The sequence below is a fragment of the Longimicrobium terrae genome (genome assembly GCF_014202995.1).
GTDB classification, from domain to species: Bacteria; Gemmatimonadota; Gemmatimonadetes; order Longimicrobiales; family Longimicrobiaceae; genus Longimicrobium; species Longimicrobium terrae.
In genome coordinates, this window is sequence record NZ_JACHIA010000017.1 from 52789 (window position 1) to 68696 (window position 15908).

The window sequence follows — 15908 nt, forward strand, 5'->3', positions numbered from 1 at the left end:
AGTTCAACCCAGACCGGAGGTGCACGATGGAAGCACGCAAGCGCTACACGGCCCCGACCCTCACCCGTCTCGGCGGCGCCGTGGAGAAGACGCTGGGACGCTTCGGCAACCGGCCGGAGTTCATCAGCTTCTTCATCTTTCTCCGGTAGCCCGCCCGGGCCGCCGGCGTTCACCGACCAGACTCGGAGGATCGCATGCAGAACCACAAGAAGCCGTACACGGCGCCGACCCTCACTGCGCATGGCACCGCAGTGGAAAAGACGCTGGGGCAGCGCGGCAAGGTGGCGGAATTCATCAACTACTGGATTCCGCCGCTCCCCTGATCGCGCGGGGCTGAATGAACGGGGAGCAGCGGAGAATGTCTCCGCTGCTCCCCGTTTCTCGTCAATCACTCCGGGTCGGCAGATGGCCATCCGTGTCATGGATCGTTCGGCGGGCGCGGCGAAGATCGCACCACGCTCCATGCCTTCGTTGATCGAACGAATCCGCCGCCTCGGACAGCGGGCCCCCCGAATCGTCCGCTGTCGCGTCCACAATCAGAGCTCAAACTGCATCATGGGACGTGTGCCGCATCCGCCGCCCGCGCTGAGGTCTCCCCCTCTCCCGCTTGCGGGAGAGGGGGCCGGGGGGAGAGGGCTGCCGGCCGCCGCGCCACACCCTCCGAAACGGGATGAGTTGTCCTTCTCACCGCTCCCGTTCGTGGCGCCTTGTGGATGCGGATTCATGCGGATTGTCATCCCGGGGGACAAAAGCCTTGTGTCAGGGCATCAAGTCATATTATGAATCAGGCTCACACGTCGAACTTGTCCCGCATGGACGGCTGATGCCCCGGTTTCTTTCGCTCGTCTCCATTCTCCCGCGCCGCGCCCTCATCATCCTCGGCGCGCTTCTGCTGGCGGCGGGGGACGCCGCCGCGCAGGCGGCGCCCTACGTCACGGACCGCGCGGAGCGGTCGCGGTTCGCTCTCGCGGCGGGCGGGCGGCCGGTGCCGCTGCACGTGTCCGCGGGGGAGCACGCGGGCGTGGTGCGCGCCGCGCGCGACCTGCGCGCCGACATCGAGCGGGTGACGGGCGCCGCGCCCGAGCTGGCCGTGGGCGACGTTCCCGCCGCGCGGCAGATCGTCCTCGTCGGCACGCTGGGGAGCGATCCGGTCATCGACGGGCTGGTGCGCGCGGGAAAGCTGAACGTGTCGGCCGTGGCGGGAAAGTGGGAAACGTTCGTGCTGCAGGTCATCGAGCGGCCCCTCCCCGGCGTGGACCGCGCGCTGGTGATCGCGGGCAGCGACAGGCGCGGTACCATCTTCGGCATCTACGAACTTTCGCAGCAGATCGGCGTCTCGCCCTGGTACTGGTGGGCCGACGTCCCCGTCCGTCATCAGCCAGAACTGCACGTTTCCCCCGCGCGGCACACGCTGGGCGAACCGGCGGTGCGCTACCGCGGCATCTTCATCAACGACGAGGCGCCCGCGCTCAGCGGCTGGGCGCGCGAACGGTTCGGCGGGTTCAATCACCAGTTCTACGAAAAGGTGTTCGAGCTCATCCTGCGAATGCGCGGCAACTATCTGTGGCCGGCCATGTGGGGGAGCGCTTTCTATGCGGATGATCCGCAGAACGCGCGGCTGGCGGATGAATACGGCGTGGTGATCGGCACCAGCCACCATGAGCCCATGATGCGCGCCCACGACGAGTGGCGGCGCTTCGGGGGGGGCGGTGTCTGGAACTATGCGACCAACGACAGTTCCCTGCGCGCGTTCTGGCGGGAGGGGATCCGGCGGATGGGGAGCAACGAGAGCATCGTCACCCTCGCCATGCGCGGCGACGGCGACGAGCCCATGACGCAGGGCACCGCCATCGCCCTCCTGGAGCGGATCGTGGCGGACCAGCGCACGATTCTGGGCGAGGTGACGGGGCGCAATCCGTCCGCACAGCCGCAGGTGTGGGCGCTGTACAAGGAGGTGCAGGACTACTACGACCAGGGAATGCGCGTTCCGGAAGACGTGACGCTGCTCTTTGCGGATGACAACTGGGGGAACATCCGGCGCCTGCCGCGCGCGGCGGACCGTGCGCGTTCGGGCGGATTCGGTGTGTACTACCACTTCGACTACGTGGGCGGGCCGCGCAACTACAAGTGGATCAACACCACCCAGGTGTCGCGCGTGTGGGAGCAGATGCACGGTGCGTGGCGCCAGGGCGCGGACCGCATCTGGATCGTGAACGTCGGCGACATCAAGCCCATGGAGATGCCCATCTCCTTCTTTCTGGACTACGCGTGGAATCCGGAGGCCTGGCCCGCGGAGCGCATTCCCGAGTGGACGCGGCAGTGGGCGCAACGGCAGTTCGGCGCGGAGCACGCGGACGCCATCGCCCGCATCCTGAGCGAGTACACGCGCTTCAACAGCCGCCGCAAGCCGGAACTGCTGGATACCGCCACCTACGGCCTGACCGCGTACAACGAAGCGGAGCGCGTCACCTCGGAGTACGCCGCCCTCGCCGCGGAGGCGGAGCGCATTGGCGCGCTGCTGCCGGCGGACGCGCGCGATGCGTACTTCCAGCTCGTTCTCCATCCCGTTCACGCCAGCGCCAACCTGCACGACCTCTACGTCTCCGCCGCGCGCAACCGCCTGTACGCGCGGCAGGGGCGGGCGTCCACCAACACCTTTGCGGACCGCGTGCGCGCGCGCTTCGAGACGGACGCCGCGCTTTCCCGCCGGTACAACACGGAGATCGCGGGCGGCAAGTGGGCCCACATGATGGACCAGACCCACATCGGCTACACCTACTGGCAGGAGCCACCGCGCAACGTCATGCCGCGCGTGGAGGTGATCCAAGTGCCGGTGATGGCGGAAATGGGCGTGGCGGTCGAGGGATCGGACGCGTGGTGGCCGGCCTCGCGCGACACCGCCGTCCTCCCGCCGATGGACGCCTTTTCCCGCCAGACGCGGTGGATCGAGATCTTCAATCGCGGCTCCGTGCCGTTCGCCTTTTCCGCCGCATCCGCGCAGCCGTGGGTGACCGTCTCGCCGTCCGCCGGGCGGGTGGATGCGGAAACGCGCATCACCGTCTCGGTGGATTGGGATCGCGCGCCCGCCGGCATCCAGCGCGTGCCGGTGACGATCACGGGGGCGGATGGCCGGCGAGTCGTCGTCCACGCCGTCATCCACAATCCCCAGACGCCACAGCGCGGGCAGGTGCGCGGCTTTGTGGAGGGCGGGGGAGTGGTGGCGATGGAGGCGGAGCACTACACCCGCGCCGTGAACGCGGGCGCCATCCGCTGGACGCGGATTCCGCAGATCGGCCGCACGCTGAGCGGAATGACGGTGCCCATCGACGCGCCCAGCCAGACGCCGGGCCGCGGCACGCCGTCCCTCGAATACCGCATGCACCTGTTCACCCCGGGCGAGGTGGAGGTGCGCGCGTACTTCTCGCCCTCGCTGGACACGCGCGGCGGCGAGGGGCTGCGCTACGCGGTGTCGATCGATGGCGGCGCGCCCGTCATCGTAAACGCGCACGCGGACGGCAGCAGCCGCGCGGGCGACCGCAACGCGGCGTGGGAGCAGATGGTGGCGCAGAATATCAACGTTTCCATCAGCCGCCACCGTGTGGACGCGGCGGGGGAGCACGTGCTGCGCTTCTGGATGGTGGATCCCGGCCTGGTGCTGCAGCGCATCGTGGTGAACACCGGCGGGCTCAAGCCCAGCTACCTGGGCCCGCCAGAAAGCTTCCGGGCGCCCTGACTCCGCGCTTCCGGCCGCCCGGCATCCCGCCGCGCGGCCGCACCTTCGTTCCTCCCGCACCCGTCCGCCCGATGCGCGCACCGTCCGCCCTCCGCCCGCTCGCCCTGCTCCTTCCGCTCGCGGCGGCCTGCGCCACCGCCCAGCCGGAACCCGCCACCGCGCAGCCGTCCGACGCGCGCTTCGAGTGGTTCGAGTACATGGGCGACGATCCCGCTTTCCGCCAGAACCGCGCGGGCGCGAACGAGTACCTGAACCCCGTGCTGGCCGGCTTCTATCCCGACCCCAGTATCGCGCGCGCGGGCGACGACTACTACATGGTCACATCAAGCTTCGCGTACTTTCCGGGCGTCCCGCTCTTTCACAGCCGCGACCTGGTCAACTGGACGCAGATCGGCCATGTGCTGAGCCGTCCGTCGCAGCTGAACCTGGACAGCGCCGGCATTTCGCGCGGCATCTTCGCCCCGGTGATTCGCTACAACGCGGGCACCTTCTACATGATCACGACCATCGTGGACCGCGGCGGAAACTTCATCGTCACCGCCACCGATCCGCGCGGGCCATGGTCCGATCCCGTCTTTCTCCCGGAAGTGGACGGCATCGATCCTTCCATCTTCTTTGACGACAACGGCAAGGCGTACATCGTCAACAACGGTCCGCCCATCGGCGCGCCGCTGTACGAGGGGCACCGCGCCATCTGGATGCAGGAATTCGACGCCGCCAGCCAGCGGATGACCGGCCCGCGGCGTCTGATCGTGAACGGCGGGGTGGATCTGGCCAGGAAGCCGATCTGGATCGAGGCGCCGCACATCCTGAAGGTGGACGGCCGCTACTACCTGATCTGCGCGGAAGGCGGCACGGCGGAGCAGCACTCCGAAGTCGTGTTCCGTGCGGATTCGCCGTGGGGACCGTGGATTCCGTGGACGGAGAATCCCATCCTCACGCAGCGCCACCTAGACCCCGCGCGCCCGCTGCCCATCACCACGACGGGCCACGCGGATTTCGTGCGGACGCCCCGCGGCGAGTGGTGGGCGGTCTTCCTGGGCGTGCGCCCGTACCGCGGCGACCACTACAACAACGGCCGCGAGACGTACCTGCTTCCCGTTCGATGGACGGAGGACGGCTGGCCGGAGATCCTGCGCGGCGACGCGACGGTGCCGTACGCCGGCCGCCGTCCCGATCTGCCCGCCCAGCCCGCGCCGCCGATCCCCATGACGGGCAACTTCACGCACCGCGACGAGTTCGATGGGGCGGCGCTCGCGCCGGAGTGGGTGTTCATCCGCACCCCGCGCGAACACTGGCACGCCCTGTCGTCCGGCGCGCTGGTGCTGCGTCCGCGCGCGGCGGTGCTGGGCGACGTGGGCGCGCAGCCCTCCTTTGTGGGAAGGCGGCAGCAGCATGCGTACGGATCGGCATCCACCGCCGTGCGCTACACGCCGCGCGCGGAGGGCGACCGCGCCGGCCTCGCCGCGTTCCACGACGACAAGCACTTCTACCTGCTGAGCGTCGCCCGGCGCGACGGGCGCCCCGTGGTGCAGCTCGAGCAGCGCTCCGGCGACGCCCCCGCCACGGTGATCGCCTCCGCGCCGCTGACGGTCCCGGCCGATGGCCCCGTCTACCTCAAGGTCGAGGCGCGCGGCGACGGGTACGCGTTTTCGTACGGCACGCGGCCGGGCGAGTGGGCGGTGCTCAAGGACGACGCGGACGGTACCGTGCTCAGCACCAAGGTGGCCGGCGGCTTCGTGGGCACCATGCTGGGGATGTACGCCCACTCCGCTTCGGATTCGGCACGATAGGCGACCGCCCCGCGGCAACGACGGACGCGATCCGCCTCCGCGGACCCGCTCCCGCAGCCGCTCTGGAACTCCAGAACGCAGTTGAAGCCCCGATCGTGGACGCGTCAGCGGCCACGAGTCGGGGCTTACCGCTGTTGGAGCGGCGGATTCATTCGCTCCCGATCCCCGCGGCCGCTCCGATCTTCGCTTCCCGCGCGGAATCATCCGCTCCAACGCACTCCGCGCCCACCTGCACTACGCCTGCCGCGCGGATCCATCCGCTCCAACGAACTCTGCACCCACGAGCACTCCGCCTCCGCGGATTCATCCGCTCCCGATCCCCGCGTCCGCTCCGATCTCCGCTTTCCCGCGCCGAGCCATCCGCCGCCCTCAACCCTCCCCCAGTCTTTTTTGGGGGAGGGTGGGCCGGTGGTGCCGGCCCGGGTGGGGGCCGTGGAGGACTCGGCCCTACTCCTCCCACGCGCGGAACACCGCCGTCGTGTTGTGCCCGCCAAATCCGAACGCGTTGCTGAGCGCCAAGGAAATGGGGCGGTGCACGGCCTGGTTCAGCGCGTACGGAAGATCGCAGCCGGGATCCGCCCACTGAAAGTTGATGGTCGGCGGCACCGCCTGGTGCACCAGCGACAGGACGCTGGCCACGGCCTCCATCGCTCCCGCCGCGCCCAGCATGTGCCCCGTCATGCTCTTGGTGGATGTGGGCGTAATGCGGTCGGCGTGCTCCCCGAACACCGTGCGGATCGCCGCGCTCTCGCTGGCGTCGCCCAGCGGCGTTGACGTGCCGTGCATGTTGATGGTGCCCACCTCGCCCGCATTCACTCCCGCCTGCGCCAGCGCGCGCCGCATGGCGAGCACCGCGCCCGCACCCTCGGGGTGCGGCGCCGTCATGTGATACGCGTCCGCCGCCGCGCCCACGGCCAGCACCTCGGCATGAATGCGGGCGCCGCGCGCCCGGGCGTGCGCCAGCGATTCCAGCACCAGCGCTCCCGCGCCCTCGCCCATCACGAACCCGTCGCGATCCGCGTCAAAGGGGCGGCTCGCGCGTTCCGGGGCGTCGTTGCGGGTGGAAAGCGCGCGCATGGCGGCGAATCCCCCGAGTCCCAGTTCGCAGATGGACGCCTCGCTCCCACCCGTGATCATCACGTCCGCCTCGCCGCGCTGAATGGCCATCATGGCGTCCGCGAGGTTATGGTTTCCCGTGGCGCAGGCGGAAACCACGGAATGGTTGGGGCCGCGAAAGCCGTACTGCATGGAGATGATCCCCGGCGCCATGTCCACGATCATCATCGGAACAAAGAACGGAGACAGGCGGCGCGGCCCGCCCTCCAGGTACGCGCGGGTCTGTTCCTGAAAGGTGCGAAGCCCGCCCTGCCCGGAGCCGAAGATCACCCCCGTGCGGTCCCGCGCGTCCTGCGTCATGGCCTCCGGACGCAGGCCGGCGTCGCGAATGGCCTCCGCCGCGCTCGCGACGGCGTAGTGCGTGAACAGGTCGGTGCGGTTGGCAAGCTTGCGGTCCATGTGGTCGGTGGCGCGGAATCCCTTCACCTCGCACGCGAACGTGGTGCTGAAGGCGGAGGAGTCAAAGGCGGTGATCGTGGCCGCCCCGCTCACGCCCGCCATCAGGTTCTTCCACGATTCCTCCACCCCGATGCCTACGGGGGAAACCACTCCGAGCCCGGTGACCACGACCCGCTCGCCGGGGGTGCGCTGCGTTGGCATCACTGATCTTGATCGGGGATGATGACACGGCCGGCTCGTCAGGTCCGCATCAAAAGAGAATGATCGTTCTCATTTTAGATGCGTGGATTCATCCCGTCAACCGCGACCGCTTGCGGAAGGGAATGATCGTCCTCTTATTCCATGCATGCCAAAGACCAAGGGAGAACGTACCCGCGAGCACATCGTCGCCGCGTCGGCCCCGCTCTTCAACCGCCAGGGCTACGCGGCCACGAGCGTGGCCGATCTGGTGCAGGCCACGGGGCTGGAGCGCGGGGGCATCTACCGGCACTTTCAGGGCAAGGACGAACTTGCCGCCGCCGCGTTTGATCACACGCTGGCGCTGTACCGGCACCGGGTGCGGTCGCGGGTGGAGGCCGAGCGGGGGGCGGCCGCGCGCCTGTCCGCCTTCGGGGCCGCCTTGGCCAGCATCGTTCAGGACCCCGTGGTGGCGGGCGGCTGCCCGCTCCTGAACACCGCGGTGGAGACGGATGACGCGCCGGGAGATGGGCCGCGGGCGCTGCTTCTGCGCGCGCGCGCGGGGATGCAGCAGATGATCGGGTACGCGCGGGAGATCATCGAAGAAGGCATGGCGGCCGGCGAGTTCCGGCCCGGGCTGGACGCCGGCGAGGAAGCGGAGATGATCGTCGCCACCTTCGAAGGCGCCCTCATGCTCACCAAGCTGTACGATGACCCGCGGTTCCTCGCCACCGCCGCGGACCGGCTTCGCAGGCAGGCGCGGGAGATGAGCGGCGCGGGGAGTTGAGCGCCTGCGTCCCGTGCCATCCATGAATCTCGCGCACGCGCGCGAGCGCCAGCGGGTGGAGAGCCGGGCGGATTCGTGACGGGCTCCAGTGGGCGGTGCGGCATTCACACACTGCCGGACCCGCTCCGGGATTTGGCACGATCTCGTCCAAATCCTTGCCCGATGCGTGACCAACGTTTTTTCGGACGCGCGCCGAAACCAGGGCCGGCCGGGAACCCTACGGATGCGCGGGAGGACGGCCGCGGCCCGCTGCCTCGGTCCGGCCGGCACCGCCCCCGGCGATCGTCCGCCGGTGACGAATGGCGCGGGGCGGGGCAGGGTGGCCCCGGATGCGCGGGAGTTCTGGCACGTTGGGAGCGGTCGCGGAGGGGTAAGAAACAGTTTCCGCCGCACCATGCAATAAATATCGGGACCGCGTCAAGAAAGCGCGTAATTCGGGTGCTTGCGTGACCGGGGTTTTACAGCCGGAGAACGGAGCGGAATTCGGCGTACGAAACGTTCAAGCTGTTGCCAAGCAACGTTTTGAGCTATATATCACCACCAACTGCTCCGCACTGCCACACCCGCGGGCTTGCGTAAAGTTCCCCGGTACTCTACCGTATACAGCCTCACACCGAACGATTGATCGAACGACGGGGCCCCGGAGCATGGCTCCTCGTCACTTTCTCTGTCACGATCTCGCAACCTGCACGTTCTGCAACAGGTTACGGCACTCGCCGCGAGAAGGCTGACCGGTTTCGGCCCAGCCCGGCGCTCGCGGCCCTCCCTGGGTTCGATTCCAAGGTTCCACCCCTCGAAGGAGGTTCTTTCACCGCGTCTCGTGATGTTCGACGCGGGTCCGCCCTGCGGTCCCGTTTGCTCCGCAAGCACCTCAACGACTGGGACTACATGATGTTCTCCGTCCGGATGCGATCCATCCTGTCCCTGGCGGCGGCTGCGCTGCTGCTGGGGGCGCCTGTGGCATTGAGTGCCCAGGCACGCACCACCATTTCGGGCAGTGTCCGCGGCCCCAACGGCCAGCCCGTTTCGTCCGCCCGCGTCGTGGTTTCCGGCACCACCACCGGCGCCCTGACCGACCAGAGCGGTGCGTACCGCCTGGCCGTCACCGGCGCCACCGGCACCACCATCACTCTGCGTGCCAGCGCCATCGGCTACGGCTCGCAGGCGGCCACGGTGACCCTGAACGGGGCCGCCCTGACCCAGAACTTCCAGATCACCGAGCAGGCGCTGGCGCTTGACGCCGTGGTGGTCACCGGCTCGCCCACGGGGCAGGCCACCCGCCGCGAAGTTCCCAACTCGGTCAGCACCATCCAGACCGCCGACGTCGTCGATAACAACGCGTCCATCAACAACGTCACCGCCGTGCTGCAGTCGCGCGTGCCGGGCGTGCAGGTGATGACGCAGTCGGGCACCGAGGGCACCTCGCCCCGCGTCCGCATCCGCGGCATCAGCTCCATCAACGCCGGCTCCGCCCCGATCTACGTGATCGACGGCGTGCGCATGAACGGCGCGAGCCAGACCATCTTCGGCGTGGGCGGCGCTTCGCAGTCCGCCTCCGACGCGGTGCACCCCTCCGACATCGAGAGCATCGAAGTCATCAAGGGCCCCGCCGCCTCGACGCTGTACGGTGCCGACGCCGCCAACGGCGTGATCAGCATCACCACCAAGAAGGGCCGCGCCGGCCAGCAGCGCGTGCAGGTGCAGAGCCGCGTCTCCTACGGTGAGCAGGAGTTCCACGGCCGCACCTTCACGAACTACACGCTGTGCACCAAGGGCCGCGTGGACAGCGCCGGCTTCAACATCGTGAACCGCACCTATCCCGGGTGCTCGGGCGTGACCCCCGGCCAGTTCATCACGGCCGACCTGCTGCGCCAGGATCCCAAGGCGCTGCGCACGGGCCACCTGCGCACGTACTCGCTGAACGCCACCGGCGGCGGCGAGCGCTTCGGGTTCTTCCTGAGCGGCAACTGGGACGACAACGACGGCGTCACGTACAACAACGAGTTTTCGCGCATCTCGGGCCGGGCCAACTTCACCGTTACGCCCTCCGACAAGCTGGACGCGAACGTCAACCTGGGCTACTCGCGCACCGAGAACCAGCTGCCGCTTTCGGACAACGCTTCGCTGGGCCTTACCCGCAACGCGAACCGCGCCACTCCGGGCCGCCTCAACCCGTTCGGGGTGAGCTGGCTGGGCCTGAGCCCCACCGAGATCAACGCGTTCGACAACAGCACCGAGGCCGACCGCTTCCTGCTGTCGGGCATCGTGCGCTGGCAGCCGTTCACCTGGTTCCAGAACCGGCTTGCCGGCGGCTTTGACTACAACAGCCGCACCAGCCAGGAGTTCTACGCGCGCGACGAAATCGGCCTTGCGCAGAACCCCCAGTGCCAGGCCGGCCGCTGCCCGTACGGCGCGCTCCAGGCCACCGGCCTGCGCCAGCAGATCCGCCCGCTGGACCGCCTGTACACGGTTGACTACGCGGGTACCATCAGCAACGACCTTCCGCGCGACTTCTCGTCGACGCTGACGTTCGGCAGCCAGCTGATCTCCACGCGCTTCGGCTACATCCAGGGCACCTCGTACGGCTTCGCGCCGGGCAGCGTGACCCTGCTGGGCACCGGCTCCACCAACACCGGCAACGAGACCTACCAGGACCAGCGCACGATCGGCTTCTTCGCGCAGGAGACGGTGGGCTGGCGTGACCGTCTGTTCCTTACGGCCGGTCTGCGCAACGACCGCAACTCGGCGTTCGGCGCCGACCAGGAGTACGCGCTGTACCCCAAGCTGGGCGCTTCGTACGTGATCAGCGAGGAGCCCTTCTTCAACGTGCCGGGCGTGGACCAGTTCCGCATTCGCGCCGCCTGGGGCCGGGCCGGCAACGCGCCCGCGCCGTACTCGGCCGAGCAGACCTTCGTTCCCAACCCGGTCATCATCAACGAGGCGGGCGCGGTCGTGGGGCAGGGCTTCCTGGCCAACACGTACGGCAACCCCAACCTGACGGCGGAGCAGGGCGAAGAGTACGAGCTGGGCTTTGACGGCTCGCTGCTCAACGGCCGCATCGCGCTGGACTTCACGTACTACAACAAGACCACGAACGACGCGCTGATCCCGGTGCCCAACCCGCCCTCCGGCGGTTTCGCGGGCTCCGTGAACCAGAACGTGGGCGAGATCAACAACCGCGGCACCGAGCTCACGCTGAGCGTGCTGCCGATCGAGACCCGCAACTTCACGTGGGAAAGCCGCATCGCGCACGCCACGCTCAAGAACGAGCTGGTGAGCTTCGGCGGCGTGCGCTCGGACCCGATCATCTCGGGCTTCAGCGTGGCCGGCACGGGCGTGATCCTGGGCGAAGGCCGCCCGCTGGGCACCCTGTTCGGCACGGTGCCTTCGCGTGGCGCCAACGGCGAAATCCTTCGCGGCGCGCCGACGGCGACCTACCGCCGCGGCCCGATCATCGCCAACGACACGGTGTACTACGGCGGCTCGCTGCCCACCCGCACCCTGTCGTGGGACAACAGCTTCCGCGTGTTCCGCAACCTGCGCTTCGGCTTCCAGCTTGACCGCCAGACCGGCGCGTACCAGCTGAACCTGACCCGCCGCACGCGCACCGTGGGCGACCTGCTGGTGAAGGAAGTGCTCCTGACCTCGGAATCGACCGCGGCGGACACGCTGGTTCACGACATGCTGCGCACGGGCGGCGGCGGCCAGTACATCGAGAGCACCGACTTCGTGAAGCTGCGCGAGATCTCGGCGAGCTACGTGGTTCCCACGCGCTTCACGCAGCGCTTTGGCACCGAGGGCGTGGTGGTGTCGCTTTCCGGCCGCAACCTCTCCACCTGGACGGACTACACCGGCGTGGACCCCGAAGTGAACGCCGACAACAGCGACTTCCTGCTGGCCGAGACGAACGCGGTGCCGCCGACCCGGCGTATCACGGCGTCCATCACCGTCCGCTTCTAACAAGTACCTGAAAGGCACTCATGCGAGTTTCACTTTCCGGAAGAGCTTCCGCCCGTCTCCTGCTGGCCTTCGGGCTGGCGGGAGTGGCGGCCGGGTGCGATTCCCTGCTGGACGTGGACAACCCGGCCACCTACGCCGCGGAAGACCTGGATGACCCGTCGGTCGTTCCGGTGCTGGTGAACGGCGTCATCTCGCGCTTCCAGGGTTCGTACGACGAACTGGCGCTGTACAGCGCGGTGATCAGCGACGAGGCGGTGACGGGCAACAACTTCGAGACGGTGCAGCGCATTGACCTGCGCCAGATCGACAAGCTGAACTCCACCGACGTGTACCCCGTGCTGGAGTACACCCGCGCGGCGGCGGACAGCTTCGAGGCGCGCCTGGTGCGCATCTCGCCGGACACGGCTAACCGGTCGCTGGGCCTGGCCCGCGTGCAGGCCTACGGCGCGCTGACCTACGCGCTCATGGGCGAGTTCCTGTGCGAGGCGCCGGTGACCCCCGGCCAGGGCGCCATCAGCCCGGACTCCATGTTCCGGCTGGCCATCGACCGCGCCAACCGCGCCATCGCCACGGCGACGGCGTACAAGGCCGTCGCGGGCAGCGCCGGCGCGCGCGCCGACTCGATCATCAGCTTCGCCCGCGTTTCGGCCGCCCGCGCCCACCTGAACCTGGGTGAGCGTTCGCAGGCCACCGCGTTCGCGTCGCAGGTGACCACCGCGGCCGACAGCATGGCCGGCCTGATTCCGGGCGGCTTCCAGTGGCGTTCGTTCTACGACGTGACGAACAGCAGCAACACGTTCTTTGCGTCCGCCATCGGCAGCACCCGTAACCTGGGTGTGGACATCGCGTTCCGTAACCTGAACGACGTCCGCGTGCGCTACAACCGCGCTGGCGGCACCGGGCACGACCAGGCGACGCAGCTGTTTGCGCCGTACCAGTCGCCCTCGTTCAGCGGCTTCACCTCGGTCGGCAAGCCGGACTCGACGGGTGCGGCGTTCACGCAGAGCGCGTCCATCCGCATCTCTTCGGCGCTCGAGGCCCGCTACATCATGGCCGAGGCGCAGGGACGCACTCCGGAGAACATCCGGTTCCTGAACGTGCGTTCGCGCGCGGGCCAGGTGGACCAGAGCCTGGTCCCCACGCCGCCGACCGCGCCGCAGCTTGCTGCCGACGCGAGCGACGCGCAGTACCTGTCGTTCCTGATGGACCAGCGCCGCCGGGACTTCTTCCTGGACGGCCACCGCCAAGGCGATCTGCGCCGGTACATCCGTCTGTACTCGCAGAACTTCTACCCGACGGGCAACCACCCGACGGCGAACCGTGGCACCTACGGCACCAGCGTCTGCTTCATGCCGACGCAGGCCGAGATCACGGGCAACCCGGGCTACCGCCCGTAGTCACCTCGCCAGCCCGCCGCATTGCGGCGGGCTGGCAGGCAGGGACGCAGAACGAGGGGGGCGGCTGGATTTCCAGCCGCCCCCCTCGTTCTTTTCCGTTCCGGGATTTCGTCCAGGCTAGGGTCCCATCGGAAAAACGCGCGTCAAGGAGCCGGGCGGATGTTCACGGCTGGTCAGGGCGTCGAAAGCAGGCCACACGCCGAGTACGATGCGCGCAACGTTGGATCATCCCCGGGCTCGGGAATCTTCTTCCCGCGCCCTCCCGTGCAGACGGAGGCAGGCGACCGGAAATCCTGCGGGAACCGAGGCGACCGTGCAGGTCATCCTCACGTACGCAGATCAGGATCGCGGCTCATCAGTGGATGGCGAGGGGCAATCATCCGATACTAGACTCGTCGCCACGCGCATCGGATGGAGGGCCCTGACGAAGGACGAGGCTTGAAACGCAAAGGGAGCGGGCGACATCGCCCGCTCCCTTCATCATTCCAATTCCTCTTGTCCCACCGCCGCGCGTCAGTCGCGGCTGGCGGTGGAGGCGAGCCCGGTGCCGCTGCCGCCCAGCCGGTGGACGATCTCGCGCTCCAGCAGCCCCGTGCTGGAGCACTGAATGGGCTGCGTGCCGGACCCCGCTCCGTCGCGCCCGGTGGCATCCACCCAGGTGCGCACTGCGGTCCCGCCGCCCGTGGGCTTCATGACCGTCATCACGGTAAGGACGATTTCGTAGTTGTCCGGCCCGCCCACGAAGGTGCTTCCACAGTTCAGGTAGCGCGACAGCCGCACGCCGCCCAGTTCGTGCCGCGCGCGCATGTAGCGCCTGCCGAACAGCTGTTCATCGGCGTTCAGCACCTGCGCCGAGGGAATGCCGAGCTGTTCGTAGATGCCGGGAAGCGCGGCCAGGCCGGCGTCGGAGCCCATGCGCACGAAGCGCGGACGGTCAAAGGTGTTGCGCGTGAGTTCCAGGTCGCGCACCCCGCGGGCGGTGTGCAGGCGCACCACGGAGCGGATTTCATCGGGGGGGACCGAGACGGTGGACCGCATTGCCGTGCAGCCGCTCAGGCAGGCGAGCGCCGCAAACGTCAGGTAGCGCATGGGCACCTCGGGGGGCTTGTGGAAGGCGGACGCCTCCGCCGGGTTCCGGGCACGGGACGCGTCCGGAAGAAGTGATGGGTCCAGCGCCGCATCCCCGGGACACGGTGGCGGAGAAGGAGTGTGCACGGCGCCATGGCGGTGCCGCGGGATTTACGGAATACAACGTTCATCCACCCCTGCTTCTGCCACCTTCCCCGCGCCGCAAATCGCGGTCCGTTCTGCGGGGGGGAGAACGGCGCCCGGTTCCCGTGCGGGTTGCCGGGACGGACGCGCGCGTCTACGATCCCCGCTCCGGCGCCCGCCGCCCGCTTACGACGCTTTCGCTGCGCATGGCTGAATCCGCATCGTCCTCCCAGTTCCCGTCGCCGCCGCGAACCACGCCGGGGCCCCGGCTGGACCCCGAGCGCATCACCCAGACGGTGCGCGCGCTGGGCGACCGCATCGAGGAGCGCTTTCCTGGCAGCGGGCTGGGCCGGCTCGCGCGCGAGATCCTGGGCATGGCGGGCCGCACGGTGGACACCATTCAGTGGGTGCGCCGGCCGGTGCTGGGCGTTCGCGTGGCGGTGGGCGGGGTGCTGCTGGTGCTGGCTGCGCTTCTGGCGGGGATCGCGATGCGCGTGGATCTGCGTGCGCGCGGGATGTCGCTGCCGGAACTGCTGCAGGTGGCCGAAGCCGCCATCAACGACGTGGTTCTGCTCGGACTCGCCGTCCTCTTTCTGCTGACGATGGAAAGCAGGCTCAAGCGCCGCCGCGCCCTGTCAGCGCTGCGCGAGCTTCGCGCCGTGGCGCACATCGTGGACATGCACCAGCTGACCAAGGACCCGGACCGGCACAGCGGCAGCTCCATCGGCGGCGACACGCCATCGTCGCCGCGGCGCGAGCTGAACCGGTACGAACTGGCCCGCTACCTGGACTACTGCAGCGAACTGCTGGCGCTGAACAGCAAGCTGGCCGCGCTGTACGCGCAGACGCTGGACGACCCCGTGGTGCTGGCCGCCGTGGACGAGGTGGAGGCGCTCACCACGGGGCTGAGCGGCAAGATCTGGCAGAAGCTCGTCATCCTGAGCCGCACCCCACCCTGAGCACGGGTGCGCCGCGGCTCGGCAGATGGATGGCTCGGCGGCTCCGGCGGGAGGAGCCGGATGCTCACACCGCATGTGGAGAAACGGCCCGCAGTTCGTCTCTCGCCGTCGAACCCCGCCCGGAGGCGACATCGTGAGGGAGCGTGCGCCGGCCTCTCCGCCGCGCCGAGGTCATGCGCGGCCGAAGGATCTACCATCCGCCGAGCCAACGTCGCGGGTCCCACGCCCGTTCTCGCGGGGAAAGTAGATCCTTCGTCGGCGCCAAATTGTGGGGTGGAGGCAGGTACCTGCGGCGCCTTCTCAGGATGACGCCTTGAGGCGTGAGCCGTCCTTGGGGCTGATCTGAGCCAGATCGACTGGGCTTCTCGACACCTT

Annotated in this window: 10 protein-coding genes; 8 read left to right on the top strand and 2 right to left on the bottom strand. The window is 68.8% G+C overall.

Going from position 1 to position 15908, the window contains the following annotated elements; genetic code table 11:
• Positions 1-26 precede the first annotated feature (26 nt).
• The 4 genes from HNQ61_RS29310 to HNQ61_RS21195 all read left to right on the top strand — a co-directional run bounded on the left by HNQ61_RS29310 (position 27) and on the right by HNQ61_RS21195 (position 5526).
• Positions 27-149 carry a hypothetical protein gene (locus HNQ61_RS29310; protein ID WP_276510326.1) on the top strand — a complete coding sequence of 41 codons (123 nt, stop codon included), beginning with the start codon at positions 27-29 and terminating at the stop codon, positions 147-149.
• A gap of 45 nt (positions 150-194) precedes the next feature.
• Complete coding sequence (locus tag HNQ61_RS21185; protein ID WP_170038848.1) at positions 195-323, top strand: lasso RiPP family leader peptide-containing protein; 129 nt, start codon at positions 195-197, stop codon at positions 321-323.
• A gap of 500 nt (positions 324-823) precedes the next feature.
• The gene (locus tag HNQ61_RS21190) at positions 824-3733 is read left to right on the top strand and encodes a glycosyl hydrolase 115 family protein (RefSeq protein WP_183685790.1); all 2910 of its coding nucleotides are present in this window, start codon (positions 824-826) and stop codon (positions 3731-3733) included.
• A gap of 71 nt (positions 3734-3804) precedes the next feature.
• The gene (locus HNQ61_RS21195; protein WP_170038846.1) at positions 3805-5526 is read left to right on the top strand and encodes a glycoside hydrolase family 43 protein; all 1722 of its coding nucleotides are present in this window, start codon (positions 3805-3807) and stop codon (positions 5524-5526) included.
• Between the two features lie 447 nt (positions 5527-5973).
• Here the strand turns inward: HNQ61_RS21195 and fabF are convergent, their stop codons facing one another.
• Complete coding sequence (gene fabF, locus HNQ61_RS21200; RefSeq protein ID WP_170038844.1) at positions 5974-7242, bottom strand: beta-ketoacyl-ACP synthase II; 1269 nt, start codon at positions 7240-7242, stop codon at positions 5974-5976.
• 145 nt (positions 7243-7387) lie between these two features.
• Between fabF and HNQ61_RS21205 the strand changes: the two genes are divergently transcribed.
• From HNQ61_RS21205 to HNQ61_RS21215, 3 genes are all read left to right on the top strand, one after another.
• A complete protein-coding gene (locus HNQ61_RS21205) occupies positions 7388-8005 on the top strand; it encodes a TetR family transcriptional regulator C-terminal domain-containing protein (protein WP_170038842.1) in 618 nt (205 codons plus the stop codon).
• Positions 8006-8860: 855 nt separating this feature from the next.
• Entirely contained in the window at positions 8861-11965 is a 3105-nt protein-coding gene (locus tag HNQ61_RS21210) for a SusC/RagA family TonB-linked outer membrane protein (RefSeq protein WP_170038840.1), read from the top strand.
• A 20-nt stretch (positions 11966-11985) separates the two neighbouring features.
• On the top strand, positions 11986-13362 hold the full coding sequence (locus tag HNQ61_RS21215; protein ID WP_170038838.1) for a RagB/SusD family nutrient uptake outer membrane protein: 1377 nt from the start codon (positions 11986-11988) through the stop codon (positions 13360-13362).
• Positions 13363-13875: 513 nt separating this feature from the next.
• On the opposite strand, the gene HNQ61_RS21220 is transcribed toward HNQ61_RS21215, so the two are convergent.
• Positions 13876-14451, bottom strand: a complete 576-nt coding sequence (locus tag HNQ61_RS21220; protein WP_170038836.1) for a hypothetical protein — start codon at positions 14449-14451, stop codon at positions 13876-13878.
• Positions 14452-14780: 329 nt separating this feature from the next.
• Here HNQ61_RS21220 and HNQ61_RS21225 point away from each other — a divergent pair, with 329 nt between their 5' ends.
• Positions 14781-15533, top strand: coding sequence for a hypothetical protein (locus tag HNQ61_RS21225; protein ID WP_170038834.1), 753 nt, complete (start codon positions 14781-14783; stop codon positions 15531-15533).
• Positions 15534-15908 lie beyond the last annotated feature (375 nt).

Bases quoted from the DNA above. Each gene is read 5' to 3' on its own strand.
- HNQ61_RS21220 (WP_170038836.1), bottom strand. From the start codon at position 14,451: ATGCGCTACCTGACGTTTGCGGCGCTCGCCTGCCTGAGCGGCTGCACG.
- HNQ61_RS21225 (WP_170038834.1), top strand. From the start codon at position 14,781: ATGGCTGAATCCGCATCGTCCTCCCAGTTCCCGTCGCCGCCGCGAACC.
- HNQ61_RS29310 (WP_276510326.1), top strand. From the start codon at position 27: ATGGAAGCACGCAAGCGCTACACGGCCCCGACCCTCACCCGTCTCGGC.
- HNQ61_RS21195 (WP_170038846.1), top strand. From the start codon at position 3,805: ATGCGCGCACCGTCCGCCCTCCGCCCGCTCGCCCTGCTCCTTCCGCTC.
- HNQ61_RS21190 (WP_183685790.1), top strand. From the start codon at position 824: ATGCCCCGGTTTCTTTCGCTCGTCTCCATTCTCCCGCGCCGCGCCCTC.
- HNQ61_RS21185 (WP_170038848.1), top strand. From the start codon at position 195: ATGCAGAACCACAAGAAGCCGTACACGGCGCCGACCCTCACTGCGCAT.
- HNQ61_RS21205 (WP_170038842.1), top strand. From the start codon at position 7,388: ATGCCAAAGACCAAGGGAGAACGTACCCGCGAGCACATCGTCGCCGCG.
- HNQ61_RS21215 (WP_170038838.1), top strand. From the start codon at position 11,986: ATGCGAGTTTCACTTTCCGGAAGAGCTTCCGCCCGTCTCCTGCTGGCC.
- fabF (WP_170038844.1), bottom strand. From the start codon at position 7,242: ATGCCAACGCAGCGCACCCCCGGCGAGCGGGTCGTGGTCACCGGGCTC.